Origin of the sequence: Aestuariimicrobium soli (assembly GCF_051192575.1) — a bacterium.
Lineage (GTDB): Bacteria > Actinomycetota > Actinomycetes > Propionibacteriales > Propionibacteriaceae > Aestuariimicrobium > Aestuariimicrobium soli.
Map to the genome: position 1 here is coordinate 144,699 of NZ_JBPJSQ010000007.1, position 21,115 is coordinate 165,813.

Consider the following 21,115-nt stretch of genomic DNA (forward strand, 5'->3'; position numbering starts at 1 on the left):
CAGTTTTGGTGGCTCTGGTGCGGGCTGGGAGACTGGCCGGGTGAGTGGACGCAACCCCCGGGCCGGTGCCCGCGACATGGTGCTGACCATGGCGGTGCTGATGATTCCCGTGCTGCTCATCGTCTGGTTCTTCCAGCGCACCCCGGACGAGCCGCCGCTGCCCGTCGTCAACTGGCAGGAGCAGGTGGCCCTCGCCCGCAAGCAGGCCGACTTCGAGGTGCTCGCCCCGGCCTCGCTGCCCGATGGCTGGCGCGCCACTCAGGCCAGTTTCAGCCAAGCGGGCGGCGGGCAGGGATCTGCCTACGACGAGTTGCGGCTGGGCTTCCTGAACGCCGACAACCTCAACCTGCAGGTGCGGCAGGCGAAGACGAGCAATGCCCGGGCTTTCCTGACGCAGAACACCCGCGACGGCTACGACTCCGGCGCCCAGAAGGTGGGCGACCAGGTGTGGAAGCAGGTCACCTCGGCCGACGGACGCACGACCTACCTGCTGGGGGAGCGACCCGACTCGCTGGTGCTGGTCTCGGGTGACACCTCGGCCGCCACGTTGGTCGCCTTCGCCGGAATGCTCACCACCGCCGGCTGAGCGGCCGGTGACGCCGACGCTGCGTCAGCCTGCGTCGGACGAGCCTGCGGCCGCGGCCCGGGCGGCTTCGACCTTGGCCTTGGCGCCGTCGAGCATGCGCTGGCAGATGCCAGCCAGCTCTTCGCCGCGCTCCCACAGCTTCATGGAGTCGTTGAGCGACACGCCCCCCGACTCGAGCTGACGGACGACCTCCGCCAGTTGGGTGCGGGCCTCCTCATAGGTCGGCTCGGTGGCCTGGCCGGGGTCGGCGGAGCCGCGGGTTCGGTCAGTCATCGGTGTTCCTCTCCTGGGCCGGTGAGCCCTCGCGTACTTCAGCACCCTCACGTACTTCCAGCACCAGCGTGCCGTCGGCCACGTAGGCCAACAGGTCGTCGCCCGGGTCAACGTCGTGCACCGAGGTGACTGAGTGGTTCTCGCCGTCGACCAGAATGGCGTAGCCGCGCTCGAGCGTGGCCTTGGGTGACATCGAGCGCACCCGCTGCAGGTGATGCTCCACGGCCCGGGACTCGTCGGCCAGCAACCGGTCGATCGAGCGATCGAGCCGGTCGCGCGCTTGCTCGAGCTGGGCCACATGCACCGCGAAGCTGGCCGTCGGATCGCGCATGACCGGGCGTGAGGTGAGCGCGTCGAGCTCGGCCTGGGCCCGCCCCAACCGGGTCTGAAGCGCCTGCCGGATGCGCGCCAGGTCACCCCGCACCTGCTGCAGTTGTTCGGCGACGTCGGGCACCACCAGTTTCGCGGCCGCGGTCGGCGTGGCCGCCCGCACGTCGGCCACCAGATCGATGATCGGGGTGTCGGGTTCGTGCCCGATGGCGCTGATGACGGGAGTGCGACACGCGGCGACGGCGCGCACGAGGCCCTCGTCCGAGAAGGGGAGCAGGTCTTCGAGCGACCCGCCGCCCCGGGCGACGATGATCACGTCGACGGCCGGGTCGCGGTCGAGTTCGTCGAGGCGTTGCATGACCATGGCAGCCGCCTCGGGGCCCTGCACGAGGGCGTGGCGCACCTCGACCCTCGCCCCGGGCCAGCGGCTGGCGATGGTGGCCAGCACGTCGCGCTCGGCGGCGGAGTCGCGCCCGGTGACCAGACCGATGGCACGCGGCAGAAACGGCGGGCGCCGCTTGCGGTGCGGCTCGAACAGCCCTTCGGCGCGCAGCTTCGACTTCAGCGCCTCGAGCTGGGCCAGCAGTCGTCCGACCCCCATCACGCGCAGTTCGAGCACCTCGAGCGAGAACCGGGCGCTCTTGGGCCACATGCGTGGCTTCACCCGGGCGGCGACCGTGGTGCCGTCGGTGAGCGGCCCGACCTGGTCGAGCACCAGCCTGGAGCAGGTGCCGTCGGCGGTCACGGACCCGGTCTTGTCGCGCAGGGTGAGGAACTGGGTGACGTTCTGGGTGCGTTTGACCTGCACGACCTCGGCCTCGACCCAGATCTCACCCAGCCTGTCGATCCACGCGGCGGCTGCGGCCACGACGCGACCCAGCGGCTGCGGCTGCTCGGGAGAGCTGGTCATGGGCACGTGGTCAGCCTAGAGGTGAGCTCCGACAATGCCGCCACGTAGACTCGCACCATGACCGACCAGAGCATGACCACCCCCGACCAGTCGTCCGGTGCCGAGCGTCACGACCGACCCAAGCGAGTCGTGGTTGCCGCCCCCCGCGGCTACTGCGCCGGGGTCGACCGGGCCGTGATCACCGTCGAGAAGGCGCTGGAGACCTATGGCGCTCCCGTCTACGTGCGCAAGCAGATCGTGCACAACAAGCACGTGGTCGAGAACCTGTCGGAGCGGGGCGCCATCTTCGTCGAGGAACTCTCGGAGGTGCCCGAGGGCTCCACCGTGGTGTTCTCGGCCCACGGGGTGTCGCCGGCCGTGCACGCGGAGGCCGGTGAGCGGCAGCTCAAGACCATCGACGCCACCTGCCCGCTGGTCACCAAGGTGCACCACGAGGCCAAGCGTTTCGCCAAGCAGGACGTCGAGATCCTGCTCATCGGGCACGCCGGCCATGAGGAGGTCGAGGGCACCACCGGTGAGGCCCCCGAGCACATCACCCTGGTTCAGTCGCCGGACGACGTCGCCGACGTCGAGGTCAAGGACCCCTCGAAGGTGGCGTGGCTGTCGCAGACCACCTTGTCGGTGGACGAGACCCTGGCCACCGTGCACAAGCTGCGCGAGAAGTTCCCCCTGCTGATGGACCCGCCCTCGGACGACATCTGCTACGCCACGTCGAACCGGCAGGCCGCCATCAAGCAGATTGCCGGCCACTCCGATCTGGTGATCGTGGTGGGATCGCGCAACTCGTCCAACTCGGTACGACTCGTCGAGGTGGCCCTCGAGGCCGGTGCGAAGGCGGCCCACCGGGTCGACAACGAGTCCGAGATCGACGACGCGTGGCTCGAGGGCGTGACCTCGGTCGGCGTCACCTCGGGTGCCTCGGTGCCCGACGAGTTGGTCGAGGGCGTGCTGGCCCATCTCGAGCGCGCCGGATTCCCGAAGGCCACCGAGGAGCGGTTGACCGAGGAGTCGCTGACGTTCGCCCTGCCTCCCGAACTGCGCAAGGACCTGCCCAAGCACGCGATCCGCCACTGAGCTCGGGCTCTGGGGCACCCCCAGCCGGTCGGGAGCCGGCCGCCTCACGCAAACCCTCACCCAAGTGTTCGACCCACAGGAACTTTCCTGTGGGTCGCACCGTTTCCTGCGGGTGTGTTGACGAAACCGGGGGCTCGGCCGGTCATTCTGGGTGAGGGAGGACGACGTGGACGAGGATTTCGCCGAGCTGGCAGACGCCCAGAGCCGGTCGCTGATGCGGCTGGCCTGGGTGCTCACCGGCGATGCCGAGTCCGCCGCCGATCTGGTGCAGGACGCCCTGTGCCGTGGCTTCGTCAAGCGCAGACTGGTGCTGCGCGCCGACCAGCCGGCCGCGTATCTCAAGCGGTTGCTGGTCAATCAGTGGGGCTCGCGTCGTCCGCGGCGGGAGTGGGTCACCGATCAGGTGCCCGAAACCGCCCACGGTGACCCGCGGGACCGCTCGACCGACGACCGACTGGTACTCGTCCGGGCTCTCGCCGACCTCTCTCCACAGCAGCGGGCCGTGGTTGCGCTGCGGTACGTCGACGACCTGTCGGTGCGCGACACCGCCCTCGTGGCGGGCTGTTCCGAGCAGGCCGTCACCACCCAGTGCGCCCGCGCGCTGGCCACCCTGCGACGCGACCCACGCGTCGCCGACCTCGTGGAGGGAATCACACCATGACCAGCGCCGACCCCCGCCCCCCTAGCGACACCGGGACGAGCGACACCGGCACGAGCGACACCGGGAACCGGCTGACCCGCCTCGTGCCGGACGACCTGCCCCCCGTCGACGTCGAGGCCGCCCTGCGAGCGGGCCGACGCAGCCAGCGTTCGCACCGCCTGATCGGCGGCGGACTGGGCGCCGTCGGCGTGGCCGCGGTCGCCGTGGTCACGATGCAACTGCTGCCGACCACGACCTCCGTGCCCGCTCTGCCCGGTGGCCCGGGTAGCCCGTCGGCCTCCACCGCGTCGACTCCGACATCCGCGTCGTGCCCGCAGCCGGACGACACCTGGCAGCTGGGCATGCCCTCCTATGTCGACGGCGTGTCCTGGGACGGCGGGGTCTCCCTGGTCCACGACCACGGGGCCACCGGAACCGTCGGTGCCCTCGTCGGCATCGTGCCCTGCAACATCGTCGAGATCCAGGACGCGGCCCAGCGGGTGTTCGGCGGGCCATGGCCCGACGGGTCGAGCACCAACCTGCCGGTCGGCACGCGGTTGTACCGCGACACGAGTCGCCCCGAGGGCTGCGCGTTGATGGCTCAGCGCGACGGCGTCTGGATCGTGTTCGTGAAGCAGGGCTGCTGACCCGCGCCGTGGTGAGGCGCTGGCTGCCCGACTCAGATCAAGTAGCGGTGCAGCGCCGAGTCGGGGGAGACGATCTCGTACTCCACCGGCCCGCGGTCGAGCCGGGCGATCAGGTCGTGGTAGCTGAACGGGTCGCCCAGTTCGATACCGACCAGGGCCGGCCCCACCTCTCGGTTCGACCGCTTCACGTACTCGAAGTGGGCGATGTCGTCTTCGGGGCCGAGCACCTCGTCGAGGAAGCGCCGCAGCGCTCCCGGTTCCTGGGGGAACTGCACCAGGAAGTAGTGCTTGCGTCCCTCGTGGATCAGCGAGCGTTCCACGATCTCGGCATACCGGGAGACGTCGTTGTTGCCTCCGGAGAGGATCGCCACCACGGTCGCCCCCGGCTCGACGGTGAAGTCGGCGTCCTTGGGGTGCGTCTTGATGGCGGACGAGGCCAGCGCCCCCGCGGGCTCGGCGATGATGCCGTCGGACTGGTAGAGGTCGAGCATCTCGGAGCAGATCTGCCCCTCGGGCACGGTGATCAGTTCGGGGGTTCCCCGGCTCACCAGGTCGAAGGTGAGATCGCCGGCGCGCGAGACGGCGGCCCCGTCGGCGAAGGTCTCGATGTGATCGAGGGTGACCGGGTGGCCGGCGGCGAGGGCGGCCGACATGCAGGCGGCACCGGCCGGTTCCAGCCCGACGATGCGGGTGTTCGGGTGGTGGGTGCGGAACCAGGCGAGACAGCCGGAGATCATGCCGCCACCGCCGACGGGCACCAGCAGCACGTCGGGGGCCTCCCCGAGCTGCTCGACGATCTCGGGCGCCACCGTGCCCTGGCCGATGATCGTCCGCGGATCGTTGAAGGCAGGCACGGGGATCGCGCCGTGGTCGAGCGCGTACTGGCGTGAGGCGGCCTGGGCCTCGTCGTAGGTCTCGCCCCCGATCATCAGGGTGACGCGGCCACGCCCCAGTTGGCGCATGCGGTCGCGCTTCTGGCGCGGGGTGGTGCTCGGCACGAAGATGTGGGCGTCGATGCCCAGCTCGGCACAACTCCAGGCCACCCCTTGGCCGTGATTGCCCGCCGACGCGCCGACCACCCCTCGGGCCCGTTCCTCGGGGGTCAGCTGACTGACGAGGTTGTAGGCCCCGCGGAGCTTGTAGCTGCGCACGGGTTGCAGGTCTTCGCGCTTGAGGTGCACCTGCGCCCCGGACTCGACCGACAGCCGCTCGTTGCGCTGCAGCGGGGTGACGATCGTGACCCCGCGCAGCCGCTCGCGGGCCGCATCGATGCTCAGCGCCAAGGAGGAGAAACTCAGGTCGTCAACGTGCACCGATCCATCATGGCGCACCGGGCCCACCCCCGATACGCCGGTTCAGCTGAGCTCGCGGCGGCGCAACTCCACCATGCGTGGGTGGGTGGACTCGACGAGGTCGTCGGGCGACGGCGTCCCGCGCTGGAACAGCTCGTCGGGCTCGAACAGGTCGTCCTGACCGTCGGCGGGGGCGTGCCCGCGGCGCTCGCGCCCGGCCAGCTGCTTGACCTCGCTGGAACTGTCGACCAGTTCGGGCGCCGTCAGCTGGCGCGGGCTCACCTCGACCTCGCTGACGCCTGCCAGGTCGTCGGTGGTCACACCCAGCTCGGCCAGCTTGCGGGCCTGCGGGAAGACCCGACCCTCGAGGGTGCCGACGGTCTCGTTGTAGGCCTTGACCGACGAGGTGAGCTGGCGCCCGAGCTTGTCGAAGTTGGAGCCCATGCGCGACAGCCGGGTGTGCAGTTCGCGCCCCAGCGAGAAGACCTCGGCGGCGCTCTCGGCCAGCTTCGCCTGCTTCCACGAGTAGGCCACGGTGCGCAGGGTCGCGATCAGCGACGACGGGCTGGTCAGCACGATGCTGCGGTTGCTGGCGTAGTCGTGCAGGTCGGTCATCTGCGTCAGCGCCTCGGCGAACAGCACGTCTGAGGGGATGAACAGGATCACGAACTCGGGCGTGCCGGCATCGGAGGCCCAGTAGCGCTTGTTCGACAGCTGGTCGATGTGGGTCCTCACATGCTTCGCGAACGTCTTCAGGTGGGTCTGCCGCTGGGACTCGTCGGTCGCGGCCTGCGCATCGAGGAACGCCGACAACGGCACCTTCGAGTCGACCCAGACGAACTTGCCCTCGCCGAAGTTGACCCGCATGTCGGGGCGAATGGTGTTGTCATCGGTGTTCACCGTGGTGGTCTGCAGGTCGAAGTCGCAGTGTTCGAGCATGCCGGCCGACTCGGCCACCCGCTTGAGCTGGGTCTCGCCCCAGGCGCCCCTGACCTGCGGACGACGCAGGGCCGTCGACAGGGCCGTGGTCTCGCGGCGCAGGTCTTCGCCGGTTCGCGTCACCTGACGCACCTGTTCCTTCATCTCGGCCTGCAGGGCGCTGCGCTCCTTCTCGACCTGGGTGATCCGCTCCTGCAGGTCCTTGAGCAGGCCGGTCACCGGGGTGAGCACCTCCTGGGTGGCCTTCAGCCGTTCCTGGGCGACAGCGTCGGCCTTGGCACCCTGGGCCTCGAGGGCCTTGGCGGAGAGAAGTTCGAAGGCCTGCTGCATCTGCTCGCTGGTGGCCTTGAGTGAGGCCAGCTGGTCGATGGCGCTGTCGCGCTGGGCGAAGGCCGCGGCGAGTTCGGCACCGACCCGTTCCTTCTCGGCGATCGCCTCGGAGCGGTCGGCCTGAGCGTCGGCCAGTTGAGCCCGCAGGTCGGCGTCGCGGGTGCCGCTCTCTGCCGCCCGGGCGCGGGCCTCGGACGCCTCCTGCCGAGCGACGGCCGCCTCGGCGCGGGCGCGCTCGGCCTCACCGCGAGCGCGGTCGAGCTCGGCACCGCGCTGGGCGAGGTCGGCGCGGTCGTCCGCGGCCTGTTGGGCGATGCGGGAACGCACGATCTGCCAGGCGGCGAAGGCACCGACGGCCAGCCCCAACAGGAGGCCGGTCACCAGCAGCAGGACGTCTGAAGTGCTCATGGCTCCACTCTGCCAACCGCCTGTGACAATTTCGTCCGCCCACTCCGCCCGGGACGAATTGGGCGCCCCGGACGTCCCCGCCGCGACCTGTCACAGGGTCGTGGTTGACTGACGCTCATGCACAACACCGCCCGCGAGCACCTGACCGGTCTGCAGGCCTTCATCGAGGCCTCCCCGTCGAGCTACCACGCCGCCGAAGAAGTCGCGCGGCAGTTGGAGCAGAACGGTTTCACTCGTCTGGACGAGCGGCAACCATGGGAACGGGCCCACGGCGGTCAGTTCATCGTGCGCGACGGGGCCGTGATCGCGTGGCTCGTGCCCGACACCGTCGACCAACTGACCGGGTTCCGCATCGTCGGGTCGCACACCGACTCGCCGGGCTTCAAGCTCAAGCCGAACCCGACCTCGTCCACCTACGGTTGGCGGCAGGCCGGGGTCGAGGTGTACGGCGGGCCGCTGCTCAATTCGTGGCTCGACCGCGACCTCGGGCTGGCCGGTCGGGTGACCACCTTCGACGGACGAAGCCAGCTGGTGCGCACCGGCCCGTGGCTGCGCATTCCGCAGCTCGCGCCCCACCTCGACCGCACCGTCAACGACAACCTGCACCTCGACAAGCAGCAGCACCTGCACCCGATCTGGGGGCTCGACTCGGGTCCGCAGGGGTCGGGGGCCGATCTCGAGGCGCTGTTGTGTGACGAGGCCGGCATCGACCTCGACGAGCTGGCTTTCTGCGACCTGCTCACCTACGGCACGGAGCGGCCGGGGCTGCTGGGCGCCCAGCAGGAGTTCTTCGCGGCACCGCGGATGGACAACCTGTCGTCGGTGCACGCCAGCCTGCAGGCCCTGCTCGATGTCGCTTTGGGCGACGACATCGCGGTGCTGGCGGCGTTCGACCACGAGGAGGTGGGCTCGGCGACGCGGTCGGGGGCGTGCGGCCCGATCCTGGAGGACGTGCTCACCCGGGTGGCCGCCGGCCACGGCATCACGGGCGATGGTTTCCGGGCGATGCTGGCGCGGTCGACGTGCATCTCGTCCGATGCTGGGCACGCGGTGCACCCCAACTACGCGCACATGCACGACCCCGACAATCGTCCCGGCGTGAACCGCGGCCCCCTGCTGAAGATCAACGCCAACCAGCGCTACGCCACCGATGCCGTCGGGGCGGCGCTGTGGAAGCGCGCGTGCGAGGAGGCCGACGTGCCCACGCAGGCGTTCGTGTCGAACAATGCGGTGCCGTGCGGGTCGACCATCGGGCCGCTGACCGCGACCCGGTTGGGCATCACGGTCGTCGACGTGGGCATTCCGCTGCTGTCGATGCACTCCGCGCGTGAGCTGTGCGGGGTGGACGACCCCTGGTGCCTGTCGCGCGCGCTGGAGGCCTACTGGGGCGGCGCCTGATCGCCCGGACGAGAACTCCCTGAGCATGCAGAACGGCCGCCGTCCCGAGGGACGACGGCCGTTTCTGGTGCGACGGGATGAACCCGTCAGCGAAACGTCAGGCCGACTGGCTGGCGATCACAGCGGCGATCAGCACCACGATGTAGATCACGATGAAGACGATGTACAGGATCGAGAAGATCTTGCCCAGCATGTAGCCGGTCTTCAGGTTGCCGTCGAAGGCGTAAGGAGCGCCAGCGGCGATCTCCTTCTTGGCCTGACCGCCCTGGTACCACGCGATGAACGCGCAGATGCCGACGAAGATGCCGACGATGCCAAGGATGAAGACGCTCTGAGTCTTGGGGTGCTCGGCGGTGGCGCCGTAGCCCTGCTGCTGAGGGGTGTAGTTCTGGGACATGGGTAACTCCTGGATTGCTCAATGCCCGGGACGGACGTCACGAGTATGGCAGTGCGACGGGTCACTGTCGGGGATTGGTTCCCCCGGATTTGGATACCGGTGGTACAAGGCCACCCCTCGAGGTGAGCCGGGGGAGGGGAGGAGGGTCGGGTCGTCCGAGGGTAGGATGACCGCTCGTGGCACTCACCATCGGCATCGTCGGACTCCCCAACGCGGGCAAGTCGACGCTCTTCAACGCACTCACCCGCAACAACGTGCTCGCGGCGAACTACCCGTTCGCGACGATCGAGCCCAACGTGGGGGTGGTTGGCGTGCCGGACGACCGGTTGCCCCAGTTGGCCCAGATGTTCGGCTCGGCCGAGATCCTGCCGGCCACGGTGAGCTTCGTCGACATCGCCGGCATCGTGAAGGGGGCGTCGCAGGGTGAGGGCATGGGCAACGCCTTCCTCGCCAACATTCGCGAGGCCGACGCGATCTGCCAGGTCACCCGCGTCTTCCGTGACCCCGACGTCACCCACGTCGACGGCGCCGTCAACCCGGGCAACGACATCGAGACGATCACCACCGAGCTGATCCTCGCGGATCTGCAGACGATCGAGAAGGCGCTGCCCCGGCTGGAGAAGGAGGCGCGCATCAAGAAGGAGGTGCAGCCCAAGTTCCAGGCGTGGCAGCAGGCGCGCGAGACGCTCAACGGGGGGACCGGCGTGTACGCGGCCGGGCTCGACCTCGAACCACTGCGCGACCTCTTCCTGCTCACCGCCAAGCCGTTCATCTACGTCTTCAACTGCGACTCCGACGAGTTGGCGGACGAGGACCTCAAGCAGCGCATGCGCGACATCGTGGCCCCGGCCGAGGCGATCTTCCTCGACGCCAAGATCGAGTCGGAGATGATCGACATGGAGCCGGACGAGGTGCGCGAGTTCCTGGCCGACCTCGGGGTGGACGAGCCTGGCCTCGACACGCTGGCGCGGGTGGGTTACGAGACCCTGGGGTTGCAGAGCTACCTGACGGCAGGCCCGAAGGAGGCCCGGGCATGGACGATCCGCAAGGGTTGGACGGCCCCGCAGGCGGCCGGCGTGATCCACACCGACTTCGAGAAGGGCTTCATCAAGGCACAGGTGGTCAGCTTCGACGACCTGATGGCGGCGGGGTCGGAGCAGGCAGCCAAGGCCGCGGGCAAGATGCGCCTCGAGGGCAAGGACTACGTGATGGCCGACGGCGACGTGGTCGAATTTCGTTTTGCGGTTTAACCTCCGGTTGCGCGTGGTGTCATGCGATTCCTCTGCGTTTGGTCACCGCGTTGCTGCCCTTGTCCATGTCCTCCCGGGTCCGCTCGTGTCGGTGGACAGCTGGATGACGGCCCTGCGAGCCGATCCGCGAGACGCGTTGCCATACGATTGAGCGGTGACAACTCCTATACGCCGCGAGATCGGCCAAGTCTTCATCCCGGTGCGGGACATCCACCGCTCTGCCGACTGGTACGGCAGGCTGCTCGGTGCGGAGGTGTCCCTGCCTTCGCATGACGACACGATCGTCGACGTCCCGATGGAACCGGGCCCCGGCCTTGCTCTGGACGCGAACGCGCGGTTCACGCCGGACGGTCCGCCACGCTTCTTCTGGTGGGCCGATGACCTCGGCGCAGTCGTGGCGCATGTGCGCGATCTCGGGGCCGAACTCGCCTCGGACGTCGTCGACATTGGGAGCGTGGCCTTCGTCCAGTTCCGGGATCCTGACGGGAACCTGCTCATGGTGTGCGCTCGAACGGAGGGCGACGAGTCCGCTCACACCGTTGTCTGAGCGCCGGTGAGCGAAGGCGCGGCTCATCAGTGCTGGCCCGCACAACGACAGTGGCGGAAGAGATTGCTCGGTGTCGGAATGGGGTGGAGTTCCGTTTCTCGAACTAAACCTTTGGCGCACCCGCACTCACGGATCGGAGCCGACGCGCACAGCTTCGCTCGCTGTCAATAGTCAGCACCGTGTCGAAGTCGGCGTAAGCCCTCTGTGTCAGCCTTGAGTGAGATCCCTGGTGACCCTCTGTGGATCTGTAACCCGGAGTTGCACCCTTACTGCACAGCGGCAGGTTGGTATGTACCGGAACGCGGTGGAGTTCCGCTTCAACGTGTGAGCCGGGGTTCCGTGCGGTGCCCCGCCCCCGTGACCCGGGTGACCTCGCCGATCCATAACGGTGTCACCGTGCGCATTTGTGCCACCAGGTGGCAACTTCACGCACGGGGAGACCATTTCGGATCGGTGTGCCCGAAGGAGTGGGCAGTCTCAACGCGCGCTGAGGCGGTCGAGCGCCGCACCCTCCGGCGAGGCGCCAAGCCGGCCCGTCAGTTGGCGCCCTGTGACCCCGACGAGCGCTCGTCCCGGAACCTGGCGAGGTTCGGGAGCGGACACCACGAGCTGAGCAAGGGGTAGTCGAGGGCGACCCCGACCACACCCGACTGTCCGAACGCCAACGCCCAGTCGAGGGCGGCCGGCAGGGGAACAGCCAGGAGCTCCACCCGCTCACTCTGGGGGACGAGTCCGCTGGCCCAGGCCGCTTCCTGCGCGCGACGACCACTGGTGTAGACAGCCAGCATCGGGCCGGGTTCGGCACCCAGCGAGTACGGACGAGGGGAGTCCGCGCCGCCACGGTTGATGAACACCCACCGGTCGAGCGCGGCGACCGCCCGCCACAGGGCCACCTGGTCATCGAGCACGCCCGACGTACGGGACACCTCGTGCAGACGCTCGATCTCGGCGATGGTCTCAGCGCTGGGGTCCAGCGGAGCGGGCGGCGGGGTGTCGGTGGGTCGGTCAGTCATGCTCGTCCTCGATCCGGGGTCGGGCCAGTGGGAAGGCTCCATCGTTTCGCCTCGTGGGGTCAGGCCCGCGCCCACTTCTCACGGGGTGGTACGTCGCCCCTCAGCACGCGCATCCGCCCCGCGTTGATGCGCTCCACGAGGAGGGTCGTGGTCGCGTCGATGTCCCACGGCAGGGTGCCGGGGCTGGGCACTCCCACGGTGTCGCAGGTGTCGCAGTGGCTCACGCCTTCAAGTGTGGGCGATGCTTCCTGGGGCTGGAGCTGGGCGACACCGTCGACGCCGAGATCGCCGTGGACGACGCCGAGCGCACCGTCGAGGTGCCCACGCGTCCCAGAATGGACGAGCCCGCCGCGCCAGCCAACTGGCAGGCTGAGAATCTATGCCATGAACCGGACACGGGAGCAGGGGAGCGATGAGCGGAACACTCAGAAGTGACCAGGGGGCCACCTTCGAGCAGCAGATCGCCTGGCTGCAGGCCCTTCGTCCGCGCATCGGTCAGGTCGAGTTCGTCTTCAATCGGGCCGACGACGAGGGTCACCGGCTGACGTCCCGGCTCGCCCGCCTGACCTCCACCAGAACGGTCGGCGTCACCGACACCTTCGGCTACGGCCGACCCCGCCCGACGGCCGTCAGGCTCCGGTTCGGGTACGACCGCGAGGTCGTCCGGGCCATCGAGGAACTGGGCGGGTTCTTCACGGACGAGTCCACCGCCGACCAGTGGACCGGCCTGGGAGACGTGGACGTGGTGTTCCGTGACGCCGAAGGCCGGGTGCTCGGGGCGACGATCGCCCACGAGCGGCTGCTCCTGAGCCCCGACGGAGAGCCGATCCTGCCGGAGCCCACGAACTGACCACAGAACACCGGCTGGCCACAGAACTCCAACTTGTGCCCAGAACTCCAGCGGAGACCGTGGAGTTCTGGGCACAACCTTGTGGTTTGCGACCTGAGGAGCCGGTCGGGGTCGCGAGGGCGAAGGTCAGGCGCCGACGGGCGGGATGATCCTGCGGGCCGCGAGGTCGTCTTCTGGAGGGCTGAACCACAGCCCGCCACGCTCAACTTGCATGTTTGCGCAGTTGCGCAAACAATGAGGTGTGATTCGCGCACTCCGCCACCGCACCTACCGCACCCTGTTCGTGGCGCAAGTGGTCTCGCTGTTGGGCTCCGGGCTGGCCACCGTTGCCCTCGGACTGCTGGCCTACGACCTCTCCGGCAGTCGTGCCAGTCTGGTGCTGGGCGCGCTGTTCGCGGTCAAGATGGTGGCCTACGTCGTGGTGGCCCCGCTGGCGGCCGCCGCCCTGCGCTCCGTGCCCCGACGCACCGTGATGGTCGCCTCCGACCTGGTGCGGGTCGCGGTCGCCTGCACGCTGCCGTTCGTCGCCCACACGTGGCAGATCTTCGTGCTCGTGTTCGTGCTGCAGGCCGCCTCGGCCGCGTTCATCCCCACCTACCAGGCCACCCTGCCCCGGGTGCTCCCTGACGAGGACGACTACACCGGTGCCCTCTCGCTCTCGAGGCTGGTCGAGGACCTCGAGACCATCGGCTCACCCCTGATCGCCGCCCTGCTGCTGCTCGTCGTGCCCGTGTCAGGACTGTTCTTCGGCACGGCCCTGGGGTTCGCCGCGTCGGCGGTGCTGGTGCTCTCCGTGGCCTTGCCTGCCGTGCGCGGTCGCACGCAGCCCGGCGAACAGCACCACCCCTCCGAGGAAGAGCCTGAGGAGCCCTGGGGGCGTCGAGCCCGGCAGGGAATGCTGCTGTTCTTCCGCACCCCGGCGCTGCGGCCCGTGCTGCTGCTCAACCTCACCGTGGCCGCCGCCGTGGCCTTCGTGCTGGTGCAGACCGTGGTCATCGTCCGGGCCGATCTGGGTCTGTCGGAGTCGTGGGTGCCCGTCTTCCTGGCCGTGAACGGGGCCGGCGCGATCGCCGCCGCCGTGCTGTTGGGGCGCGTGATCGGACGAGTGGGCGAGCGGCGGCTGATGCTCACCGCGGGTGCCGCCCTGGCGCTGCTCACCGCGGTGGCCGGGTTCGTCCTGTGGGGGCAGGGTGCCCGCACCGGTGTGGCGGCGGTGGCCATCGGCGTGCTCTGGTTGGCGATCGGTCTGGGCTGGTCGTTCGCGGAGACCCCGATGGGTCGCATCATCAAACGGTCGGTGCCGAGCGAGCAGCTCGACCAGGCCTACGCCGCGCAGTTTTCGTTGTCGCACGCGTGTTGGCTGGTGACCTATCCGCTCGCCGGGGTGCTCGGCCAGATGGGTCTTGACGTGGCGGCGTGGACCTTGGCGGCCGTGGCGGGTGTTGCCGCGGCGGCCGCGGCCGTAGTGTGGCCCTCGTCCCCTGAGAGCCCCGACGAGGAGGCCGTTCACCTTCATGAGCGAGTTGCCGGCTGACCCCGAACTCGAGCACGCCACCAGCGTGCTGCGGTTGCTTGCCGACCGCACCCGGCTCGGGATCCTCGCCCTGTTGGCCGATCAGGAACTCACTGTGACCGCGCTGGCCGAGGCGTTGGACCGGCCCGTGCCGGCCGTCTCGCAGCACCTGGCCAAACTGCGCACCGCGGGACTCGTGGTCGTCCGCAGGCAGGGAACGAGCAGTCACTACCGCCAGCCGGACGAGCACCTGGCCGCTCTGGTGACCAACGCCCTGCAGTTCGCGGAACACGCGGTCTACGCCGAGGCGCCCCACCACCGCAGCCAGCGGCATGGGGTGGAGCGCCCCGGCTGAACAAAGCGACGTCGGGCCATCGCGGCCACGGGGTCAGACCAGGGTCCCCCTTGGACTCATGGTGAAGATGTGGCACATGGTGAGGAGCGCGCCCGGGCCGGCCTGATACACCCGTGGGGCTCGGAGATCCCAGCGCCACGGGTCCAGCCCAGCAACGGGCGACCCCAGTTCACTCGGTCGACGAGCGCCGGCCAAGACCAGATCTCTGGGATTTGTGACCGCCTCAGCGATGGGTGGAGGCGGTGGGGCGTCAGGTCAGTACAGGCGCTGCCGCGCGGATCATGGTGACGGTGCCCTCAACTCGAGCGCGCACTCGACCCCCCACCTGTGAATCCCTGACAGGCATGACTGTTCGTGATGATCTGCAGGTAGCACTCACCGAGGCGATGAAGGCCCAGGACTCGACCGCCGTCGGAGCCCTGCGCAGCGCTCTGGCCGCGATCGCCAATGCTGAGGCGGTGCCGATCACGATCGTGCCCGCCGCCGGCGCGATCGAGGCCGCCGTGGGGCTCGGGGCCGCCGAGGCCGAGCGCCTGCTGCTCACCGATGACGAGCAGCGCGAGGTCGTCGAGTTCGAGATCAATGAGCGACTCTCCGCGATCACCGACTACGAAACCCACGGACGAAGCGACGCCTCCGAGAAGCTCAAGCACGAGGTGGCGACGTTGCAGGCCGTGCTGGCGGACGAGGGCTGACCTCTGGTGCTGGCCCTTGCGGGATGGGAGGCTTGAGCTGCCCACCCGGTCAAGGTCCAGGAGATGTGATGTCGCAGAACGATCCGCACGAGTCATGGCAGGGGCAGTCGCAGCCCGGTGACCAGTACGGGAATCAGCAGTACGGCCAGCAGCAGTACGGCCAGCAGCAGTATGGGCAGCAGCCCCAGTACGGGCAGCAGCAGCCGGGTCAGCAGCAGTCGGCCAACGACCCGTACGGGCAGCCCCAGTACGGACAGCCCCGGTACGCACAAGAGCAGTACGGGCAGCAGCCTGCCTACGGGCAGCAGCCCCCGCCCGGAAACCAGCAGTACCCGAATCAGCAGTACGGGAATCAGCAGTACCCGAACCAGCAGTTCGGGCAGCCGCAGCCGGGTCTGGCCGGGCCGATCGCCCCGCAACCCACCCCGCTGGTCGCCAACCAGGACTACACGCCGGCGTTCTCTCCGCAGGACGTGAACGAGGGCAAGACCCTGTCGGCCGTCGGTTACCTCGGCATCCTGTTCCTGCTGCCCCTGCTGATGCAGCCCAACAACCGCTTCTCGCGCTTCCACGCCAACCAGAGCATCGTCAACGTGCTGACGGCCGTCGTGCTGGGCATCGGCAGCGGCATCATCCAGTTCGTCCTCGACCAGCTCAACGTGCCCCTGGTCGGCGGCCTCATCGGCTGGTTGTGCAGCCTCGCGCCCATCGTTCTGGCCGTCATCGGTGCCGTGAACGCCGGCTCGGGCAAGGCCAAGACCCTGCCGATCATCGGCAAGATCCAGCTGTTGAAGTGAGGTGGTCGTCCCTCCCTCCGCGCGGGGTAGGGACGTCCCTCAGTCGCCGGCAGTTGCCCCCGGGCCCGCCCGACCGGGCTCAGTCTCCCTGGGTGTGCTTCGCCCGGCGGACGATGCGGTCGTCCGGCGCGTACACCACCGAGTCGTCGCGACCCTCGTAGTCGAACTGGTGGAGGAATGAGCGCATCGCGTTGATGCGGGCCCGCTTCTTGTCGTTCGACTTCACCGTCGTCCACGGCGCGAGCTTCTTGTCGGTGCGCAGCAGCATGGCCTCCTTGGCGTCGGAGTAGGCGTCCCACCGGTCCAAGGATTCCAGATCCATGGGGGAGAGCTTCCACTGCCGCACCGGGTCGAGCTGGCGCATGGCGAAGCGGGTGCGCTGCTCGTCCTGGGTGACCGAGAACCAGAACTTCGTGAGCGAGATGCCCGAGTCGACCAGCATGCGCTCGAACAACGGCGCCTGCCCCATGAAGATCTCGTACTCCTCGTCGCTGCAGAAGCCCATCACGCGCTCGACGCCGGCGCGGTTGTACCAAGAGCGGTCGAACATCACGATCTCGCCCGCGGTCGGCAGGTGCTGCACGTAGCGCTGGAAGTACCACTGCCCCCGCTCGCGCTCGGTCGGGGTGTTCAGCGCCACCACCCGGGCCGCCCGCGGGTTGAGGTGCTCGGTGAACCGCTTGATGGTGCCACCCTTGCCGGCCGCGTCTCGTCCCTCGAAGACGATGACGTGCTTGGCACCGATGTCCTGACTCCAGTACTGGAACTTCAGCAGTTCGATCTGCAGGGCGTACTTCTCGCGCTCGTACTCGGGTCGTCCCATCAACTCGTCGTACGGATAGTCGAAGCGCCAGGTCTCGACCGCGCTGCCGTCGGGCGAGATCAGCTGCGGGTCTTCACCCTCGGCGCCCTCGATGCGGTACCCCTCGTCCTTGAGGCTGTCGATGTACTCGCGCAAGTTCATGCGTTGCGTCATGGAGTCGAGCATGTCAAACCCGGGTGACAATTCGGTGAACCGGTCACGTACGCTCGGTGCACCCGTCACTCGCTACCGTCGAAGGGTGATTCCCCCGGTGCGCCAGTTCGACACGACGAGCCTCGAACAACCCATGTCGGACGATCAGCGCCGAGCCCTGAAGGCCCGGCTCAAGAGTGGCGAGTTCGGCCCGCGATCCTTCGAGGGAGCGTGGTTGGTGGTCGGCGCGGTGATCGTGATCGTGGTCGTGTCGATCAACGTGTTCACGCTGGCGCTCTCGCCGGGGATGACCGACGGGCGCAACAGTTGGGCGCGCTTCCTGCCTCTCGCGCCGTTCCTGTTGATCGGGCTGGTGGTGGCGATCAGCCGGCTGAGCAAGCTCGGGGGTGGGCGCGACCAGTGGCTGAAACTGGCGCTGCTCGCGGACCGCAATGGGCTGGCCTTCCGCCGGGCCTCGGATGCGCCCAGCTATCCCGGTCTGTTGTTCGGCATCGGCAGTCCGCGCCGCGTCGTCAACCATCTCTACGCGCGCGAGGGACTCTTCGCCGACGCCGGCGGCTACCGCTACACCACCGGATCGGGCAAGAACCGGAACACCCACCGGTGGAACTTCGCAGCCTTCCGCCTGCCGGCACCCATGCCCCACCTGGTGCTCGACTCGCGCAGCAATGACACCTTCGGGTTCACGAACCTGCCGGTCACCTACGCCTCGGTGCAGCAGGTGCCGATCGGGGCGCCGGTCTCGGATCGCTACCGGCTGCTGGCACCCGAGGGATACGGCCAGGATGCCCTGTACCTGTTCCCGCCCGACGCCCTGGCCGACCTGATGAACACCCCGGCCCAGTACGACATCGAGATCGTCGACGACTGGTTGTTCCTCTACACCAAGGATCGTCAGGACCTCACCGATCCGCAGACCTGGCAGATGCTCGAACAGGTCGCGACCGGGCTGGTCAGCCGGGTCGCCGACCTCGCCACCCGCTATCGCGACGGCCGGCTCGTGCCCCCGTCGACACCGGCGAACTTCGTCCCCGGGAGCCCGGAACAGCCCGCGCCGGAGACGTTCCTGGGCAGGCCGCAGCATCTGGGCAGCCCGGGCACCCCTGCCAGGGCCATCGCACCCCAGGGTCAGCGGCTGCGGCGAGGCTTCTCGTGGGGAGTGCTCGTGTTCGTGCTGGCGTGGCTGGTCTTCCAACTCTTCGCCAGGGGGTTCGTCGAGTTCTTCAGCCGCTGATCGGCCAAGCGGGCGCGTCCCATTGCTGACGGCGCAGGCCCGCTCGTCCGGATCGGCTGCAACATGGGCGGTTGTGGTGAGTGGCTGATCAGCCATTAGGCTCTCGCCCATGGCTCAGACTCTCGTCCCCAGCAAGCCCGTCACGCACCCCCTGGGCCTGGCCCCGGTGGCAGCTCCCGCGCACTCGGTCGACGGCTTCGTCCGCACGTTCCTGTACGAGCTCAACACCGAGCAGGGCACGTCCCTGTCGCGCTCGACACCGAATGACCAGTACCTCGCCCTCGCGCGCACGGTGCGCTACTACCTGATGGCTCGCTGGCTCGAGACCAACAAGAAGCAGCAGGATTCGGGCACCAAGATGGTCGGCTACCTGTCGGCGGAGTACCTGCTCGGACGACAGCTCGGCACCGCGCTGCTGGCCGCCGATCTCAACGACATCGCCCGCGACGCCATGGACTCGTTGGGGCTCGACCTCAACCAGCTCAAGGACCTGGAGGTCGAGCCGGGCCTGGGCAACGGCGGGCTGGGGCGGCTCGCGGCCTGCTTCATCGACTCGCTGGCCACCAAGAACGTGCCGGCCATCGGTTACGGCATCCGCTACGAGTACGGCATCTTCCGCCAGACCTTCGTCGACGGGGCGCAGGTCGAGCAGCCCGACACGTGGCTCGAGCTCGGCAACCCGTGGGAGTTCCCCGACCCCGAGTCGTCCGTGATCGTGAACTTCGGCGGACGAACCGAGCGCTACACCGAGGACGGCGTCGAGAAGACCCGCTGGCTTCCCGACTGGAACGTCAAGGGTGTGCCCTACAACTACATGGTTCCGGGGTACCGCAACGGCCGGGTGAACACCCTGCGCCTGTGGAGCGCCACCGCCACCAACGCCTTCGACCTGCAGATCTTCAACGCCGGTGACTACGCGCAGGCGGTGCGGGCCCAGACCTTCGCCGAGAACATCACCAAGGTGCTCTACCCCGAGGACTCCACCCCGCAGGGCAAGGAACTGCGCCTGCAGCAGCAGTACTTCTTCGTCACGTGCTCGCTCTACGACTTCCTCGACAACGAGCTCGGCCCCGATTTCGACCTCACGCGGCTGCCCGAGCGGATCATCTTCCAGCTCAACGACACCCACCCCGTGATCGCGGTGCCCGAGCTGATGCGCATTCTCGTCGACGAGCGCGGGCTCGAGTGGAACCAGGCGTGGCAGATCACCAAGCAGTGTTTCGCCTACACCTGTCACACCCTGCTGCCGGAGGCCCTCGAGATCTGGTCGACCGAACTACTCGGACGACTGCTGCCTCGCCACCTCGAGATCATCTACCGCATCAACGACGAGTTCCTCGCCGAGGTGCGCGAGAAGTTCGGCAACGATGAGTGGCGCGTGCGGCGCATGTCGATCGTCGCCGAGCACCCGAACCAGTCGGTGCGCATGGCCAACCTCGCCTGCGTGGCCGGCGTGAAGATCAACGGTGTCGCCGAACTGCACTCGCAACTGCTGCGCGACAAGGTGCTGCCCGAGTTCAACGAGTTGTGGCCCGACAAGTTCACCAACGTCACCAACGGCGTCACCCCGCGGCGCTTCATCAAGATCGCCAACCCCGGCCTGTCGTCGCTGATCACCAGCGCCATCGGGCGTGGCTGGCTGAACGACCTCGAGCGGTTGCGTGAGTTGGAGCCCTTCGCCGAGGACGAGGAGTTCCGCGCCCGGTTCGCCGACGTGAAGCGCGCCAACAAGGAGCGACTCGTCGCCCTGCTGGAACGCCGCGACGGCCTGCACCTGCCGCACGCCACCTCGTCCGACGGTGAGCCGGTGCCCGGACCGCTGCTCGACGTGATGGTCAAGCGTCTGCACGAGTACAAGCGGCAGTCGATGAAGCTGCTGCACATCGTGTCGACCTACGAGCAGATCATTCACGGGCACGTCGACCCGGCCACGTTGACCCCGCGCACCGTGGTGTTCGGCGCGAAGGCTGCCCCCGGCTACCGGTTCGCCAAGGAGACGATCCGGCTGATCAACAAGGTGGCCGAGACCGTCAACAACGACTCCCGGGTGCGGGGGGCGTTGTACGTCGCCTACCCGCCGAACTACAACGTCACCCTGGCCGAGACGCTGATTCCCGCCGCCGACCTGTCGGAGCAGATCTCGCTCGCGGGGCAGGAGGCCTCCGGCACCGGCAACATGAAGTTCGCCCTCAACGGCGCCCTCACCGTGGGCACCGACGACGGCGCCAACGTCGAGATCCGCGAGCTCGTCGGCGACGACAACTTCTTCCTGTTCGGCATGGACGAGCCCGCCGTGGCGGAGCGTCAGCGGCAGGGTTACCGCCCGTCCGAGGTGTACGAGGGTGACCCGCAGCTGAAGGCCGCGATCGACCTGATCGCCTCGGGCACCTTCTCGGACGGTGACCCGCGCGGCTTCGAGTCGTTCGTGTCGAACCTGCTCTACGAGGACCGCTTCATGGCCCTGGCCGACTTCCGCTCCTACATCGAGGTGCAGTCGGTGGTCGAGCAGAAGTACGCCGACACCGAGGCGTGGACCAAGTCGGCGATCCTCAACGTGGCCCGCAGCGGCTACTTCTCGTCCGACCGCTCGATTCGTGACTACCTGCAGCGCATCTGGGGAGTCACTCCCGAGATCTGAGTGCCCACGGCCGCGCCGAGCGC

22 protein-coding genes are annotated in these 21,115 nt (G+C 68.5%); 14 read left to right on the forward strand and 8 right to left on the reverse strand.

The genetic code is table 11. The features are described from left to right. Positions 1 to 40 precede the first annotated feature (40 nt). On the forward strand, positions 41 to 586 hold the full coding sequence (locus ACSDQ9_RS10120) for a DUF4245 domain-containing protein (RefSeq protein ID WP_435146617.1): 546 nt from the start codon (positions 41 to 43) through the stop codon (positions 584 to 586). Positions 587 to 610: 24 nt separating this feature from the next. On the opposite strand, the gene ACSDQ9_RS10125 is transcribed toward ACSDQ9_RS10120, so the two are convergent. Beyond that, a complete protein-coding gene (locus ACSDQ9_RS10125; RefSeq protein ID WP_435146619.1) occupies positions 611 to 859 on the reverse strand; it encodes an exodeoxyribonuclease VII small subunit in 249 nt (82 codons plus the stop codon). Beyond that, positions 852 to 2,099, reverse strand: coding sequence for an exodeoxyribonuclease VII large subunit (xseA, locus tag ACSDQ9_RS10130; RefSeq protein WP_435146621.1), 1,248 nt, complete (start codon positions 2,097 to 2,099; stop codon positions 852 to 854). The genes ACSDQ9_RS10125 and xseA overlap by 8 nt, the downstream gene beginning before the upstream one ends. A gap of 72 nt (positions 2,100 to 2,171) precedes the next feature. Here xseA and ACSDQ9_RS10135 point away from each other — a divergent pair, with 72 nt between their 5' ends. The 3 genes from ACSDQ9_RS10135 (at position 2,172) to ACSDQ9_RS10145 (ending at position 4,460) form a co-directional block, all read left to right on the forward strand. After that, positions 2,172 to 3,173, forward strand: a complete 1,002-nt coding sequence (locus ACSDQ9_RS10135) for a 4-hydroxy-3-methylbut-2-enyl diphosphate reductase (protein ID WP_435146856.1) — start codon at positions 2,172 to 2,174, stop codon at positions 3,171 to 3,173. 166 nt (positions 3,174 to 3,339) lie between these two features. Next, positions 3,340 to 3,834: a SigE family RNA polymerase sigma factor gene (locus tag ACSDQ9_RS10140; RefSeq protein WP_435146623.1), complete on the forward strand. Its 495-nt coding sequence runs from the start codon at positions 3,340 to 3,342 to the stop codon at positions 3,832 to 3,834. Continuing rightward, on the forward strand, positions 3,831 to 4,460 hold the full coding sequence (locus ACSDQ9_RS10145) for a hypothetical protein (protein ID WP_435146625.1): 630 nt from the start codon (positions 3,831 to 3,833) through the stop codon (positions 4,458 to 4,460). The genes ACSDQ9_RS10140 and ACSDQ9_RS10145 overlap by 4 nt, the downstream gene beginning before the upstream one ends. A 32-nt stretch (positions 4,461 to 4,492) precedes the next feature. Here the strand turns inward: ACSDQ9_RS10145 and ilvA are convergent, their stop codons facing one another. Further along, positions 4,493 to 5,773 (reverse strand): threonine ammonia-lyase IlvA, encoded by a 1,281-nt coding sequence (gene ilvA, locus ACSDQ9_RS10150; protein WP_435146628.1) that lies wholly within the window; start codon positions 5,771 to 5,773, stop codon positions 4,493 to 4,495. Between the two features lie 42 nt (positions 5,774 to 5,815). After that, positions 5,816 to 7,429, reverse strand: a complete 1,614-nt coding sequence (locus ACSDQ9_RS10155; RefSeq protein ID WP_435146630.1) for a DNA recombination protein RmuC — start codon at positions 7,427 to 7,429, stop codon at positions 5,816 to 5,818. A 117-nt stretch (positions 7,430 to 7,546) separates the two neighbouring features. Between ACSDQ9_RS10155 and ACSDQ9_RS10160 the strand changes: the two genes are divergently transcribed. After that, the gene (locus tag ACSDQ9_RS10160; protein ID WP_435146632.1) at positions 7,547 to 8,827 is read left to right on the forward strand and encodes a M18 family aminopeptidase; all 1,281 of its coding nucleotides are present in this window, start codon (positions 7,547 to 7,549) and stop codon (positions 8,825 to 8,827) included. A 97-nt stretch (positions 8,828 to 8,924) separates the two neighbouring features. Here the strand turns inward: ACSDQ9_RS10160 and ACSDQ9_RS10165 are convergent, their stop codons facing one another. Beyond that, a complete protein-coding gene (locus tag ACSDQ9_RS10165; RefSeq protein ID WP_435146633.1) occupies positions 8,925 to 9,224 on the reverse strand; it encodes a hypothetical protein in 300 nt (99 codons plus the stop codon). 176 nt (positions 9,225 to 9,400) lie between these two features. On the opposite strand from ACSDQ9_RS10165, the gene ychF reads away from it, so the two are divergent. Further along, positions 9,401 to 10,474: a redox-regulated ATPase YchF gene (gene ychF, locus ACSDQ9_RS10170; protein WP_435146635.1), complete on the forward strand. Its 1,074-nt coding sequence runs from the start codon at positions 9,401 to 9,403 to the stop codon at positions 10,472 to 10,474. Between the two features lie 154 nt (positions 10,475 to 10,628). Continuing rightward, a complete protein-coding gene (locus tag ACSDQ9_RS10175) occupies positions 10,629 to 11,021 on the forward strand; it encodes a VOC family protein (protein WP_435146638.1) in 393 nt (130 codons plus the stop codon). 536 nt (positions 11,022 to 11,557) lie between these two features. On the opposite strand, the gene ACSDQ9_RS10180 is transcribed toward ACSDQ9_RS10175, so the two are convergent. Then, the gene (locus ACSDQ9_RS10180; RefSeq protein ID WP_435146640.1) at positions 11,558 to 12,034 is read right to left on the reverse strand and encodes a hypothetical protein; all 477 of its coding nucleotides are present in this window, start codon (positions 12,032 to 12,034) and stop codon (positions 11,558 to 11,560) included. A gap of 59 nt (positions 12,035 to 12,093) precedes the next feature. Beyond that, entirely contained in the window at positions 12,094 to 12,258 is a 165-nt protein-coding gene (locus ACSDQ9_RS10185) for a hypothetical protein (protein ID WP_435146642.1), read from the reverse strand. Positions 12,259 to 12,446: 188 nt separating this feature from the next. Here ACSDQ9_RS10185 and ACSDQ9_RS10190 point away from each other — a divergent pair, with 188 nt between their 5' ends. The 5 genes from ACSDQ9_RS10190 to ACSDQ9_RS10210 all read left to right on the forward strand — a co-directional run bounded on the left by ACSDQ9_RS10190 (position 12,447) and on the right by ACSDQ9_RS10210 (position 16,244). Beyond that, the gene (locus ACSDQ9_RS10190) at positions 12,447 to 12,884 is read left to right on the forward strand and encodes a hypothetical protein (protein WP_435146643.1); all 438 of its coding nucleotides are present in this window, start codon (positions 12,447 to 12,449) and stop codon (positions 12,882 to 12,884) included. A 241-nt stretch (positions 12,885 to 13,125) separates the two neighbouring features. After that, positions 13,126 to 14,418: an MFS transporter gene (locus tag ACSDQ9_RS10195; protein WP_435146645.1), complete on the forward strand. Its 1,293-nt coding sequence runs from the start codon at positions 13,126 to 13,128 to the stop codon at positions 14,416 to 14,418. After that, the gene (locus tag ACSDQ9_RS10200) at positions 14,399 to 14,752 is read left to right on the forward strand and encodes an ArsR/SmtB family transcription factor (protein ID WP_435146647.1); all 354 of its coding nucleotides are present in this window, start codon (positions 14,399 to 14,401) and stop codon (positions 14,750 to 14,752) included. Before ACSDQ9_RS10195 ends, ACSDQ9_RS10200 begins: the two co-directional genes overlap by 20 nt. A gap of 344 nt (positions 14,753 to 15,096) precedes the next feature. Next, on the forward strand, positions 15,097 to 15,447 hold the full coding sequence (locus tag ACSDQ9_RS10205; protein WP_435146649.1) for a GatB/YqeY domain-containing protein: 351 nt from the start codon (positions 15,097 to 15,099) through the stop codon (positions 15,445 to 15,447). 68 nt (positions 15,448 to 15,515) lie between these two features. Beyond that, the gene (locus tag ACSDQ9_RS10210; RefSeq protein WP_435146651.1) at positions 15,516 to 16,244 is read left to right on the forward strand and encodes a DUF4870 domain-containing protein; all 729 of its coding nucleotides are present in this window, start codon (positions 15,516 to 15,518) and stop codon (positions 16,242 to 16,244) included. A gap of 79 nt (positions 16,245 to 16,323) precedes the next feature. On the opposite strand, the gene ppk2 is transcribed toward ACSDQ9_RS10210, so the two are convergent. Next, a complete protein-coding gene (ppk2, locus tag ACSDQ9_RS10215) occupies positions 16,324 to 17,232 on the reverse strand; it encodes a polyphosphate kinase 2 (RefSeq protein ID WP_435146653.1) in 909 nt (302 codons plus the stop codon). 73 nt (positions 17,233 to 17,305) lie between these two features. Between ppk2 and ACSDQ9_RS10220 the strand changes: the two genes are divergently transcribed. After that, on the forward strand, positions 17,306 to 18,454 hold the full coding sequence (locus tag ACSDQ9_RS10220; RefSeq protein WP_435146655.1) for a hypothetical protein: 1,149 nt from the start codon (positions 17,306 to 17,308) through the stop codon (positions 18,452 to 18,454). Between the two features lie 109 nt (positions 18,455 to 18,563). Beyond that, complete coding sequence (locus tag ACSDQ9_RS10225) at positions 18,564 to 21,092, forward strand: glycogen/starch/alpha-glucan phosphorylase (protein ID WP_435146657.1); 2,529 nt, start codon at positions 18,564 to 18,566, stop codon at positions 21,090 to 21,092. Positions 21,093 to 21,115: the final 23 nt, after the last annotated feature.

What these genes read in the sequence shown, in the direction of transcription:
- ACSDQ9_RS10190 (WP_435146643.1), top strand. Translation starts at nt 12,447, where the DNA reads ATGAGCGGAACACTCAGAAGTGACCAGGGGGCCACCTTCGAGCAGCAG.
- ACSDQ9_RS10160 (WP_435146632.1), top strand. Translation starts at nt 7,547, where the DNA reads ATGCACAACACCGCCCGCGAGCACCTGACCGGTCTGCAGGCCTTCATC.
- ACSDQ9_RS10180 (WP_435146640.1), bottom strand. Translation starts at nt 12,034, where the DNA reads ATGACTGACCGACCCACCGACACCCCGCCGCCCGCTCCGCTGGACCCC.
- ACSDQ9_RS10210 (WP_435146651.1), top strand. Translation starts at nt 15,516, where the DNA reads ATGTCGCAGAACGATCCGCACGAGTCATGGCAGGGGCAGTCGCAGCCC.
- ppk2 (WP_435146653.1), bottom strand. Translation starts at nt 17,232, where the DNA reads ATGCTCGACTCCATGACGCAACGCATGAACTTGCGCGAGTACATCGAC.
- ACSDQ9_RS10200 (WP_435146647.1), top strand. Translation starts at nt 14,399, where the DNA reads ATGAGCGAGTTGCCGGCTGACCCCGAACTCGAGCACGCCACCAGCGTG.
- ACSDQ9_RS10205 (WP_435146649.1), top strand. Translation starts at nt 15,097, where the DNA reads ATGACTGTTCGTGATGATCTGCAGGTAGCACTCACCGAGGCGATGAAG.
- ACSDQ9_RS10125 (WP_435146619.1), bottom strand. Translation starts at nt 859, where the DNA reads ATGACTGACCGAACCCGCGGCTCCGCCGACCCCGGCCAGGCCACCGAG.
- ACSDQ9_RS10145 (WP_435146625.1), top strand. Translation starts at nt 3,831, where the DNA reads ATGACCAGCGCCGACCCCCGCCCCCCTAGCGACACCGGGACGAGCGAC.
- ACSDQ9_RS10155 (WP_435146630.1), bottom strand. Translation starts at nt 7,429, where the DNA reads ATGAGCACTTCAGACGTCCTGCTGCTGGTGACCGGCCTCCTGTTGGGG.
- xseA (WP_435146621.1), bottom strand. Translation starts at nt 2,099, where the DNA reads ATGACCAGCTCTCCCGAGCAGCCGCAGCCGCTGGGTCGCGTCGTGGCC.
- ACSDQ9_RS10165 (WP_435146633.1), bottom strand. Translation starts at nt 9,224, where the DNA reads ATGTCCCAGAACTACACCCCTCAGCAGCAGGGCTACGGCGCCACCGCC.
- ACSDQ9_RS10135 (WP_435146856.1), top strand. Translation starts at nt 2,172, where the DNA reads ATGACCACCCCCGACCAGTCGTCCGGTGCCGAGCGTCACGACCGACCC.
- ACSDQ9_RS10225 (WP_435146657.1), top strand. Translation starts at nt 18,564, where the DNA reads ATGGCTCAGACTCTCGTCCCCAGCAAGCCCGTCACGCACCCCCTGGGC.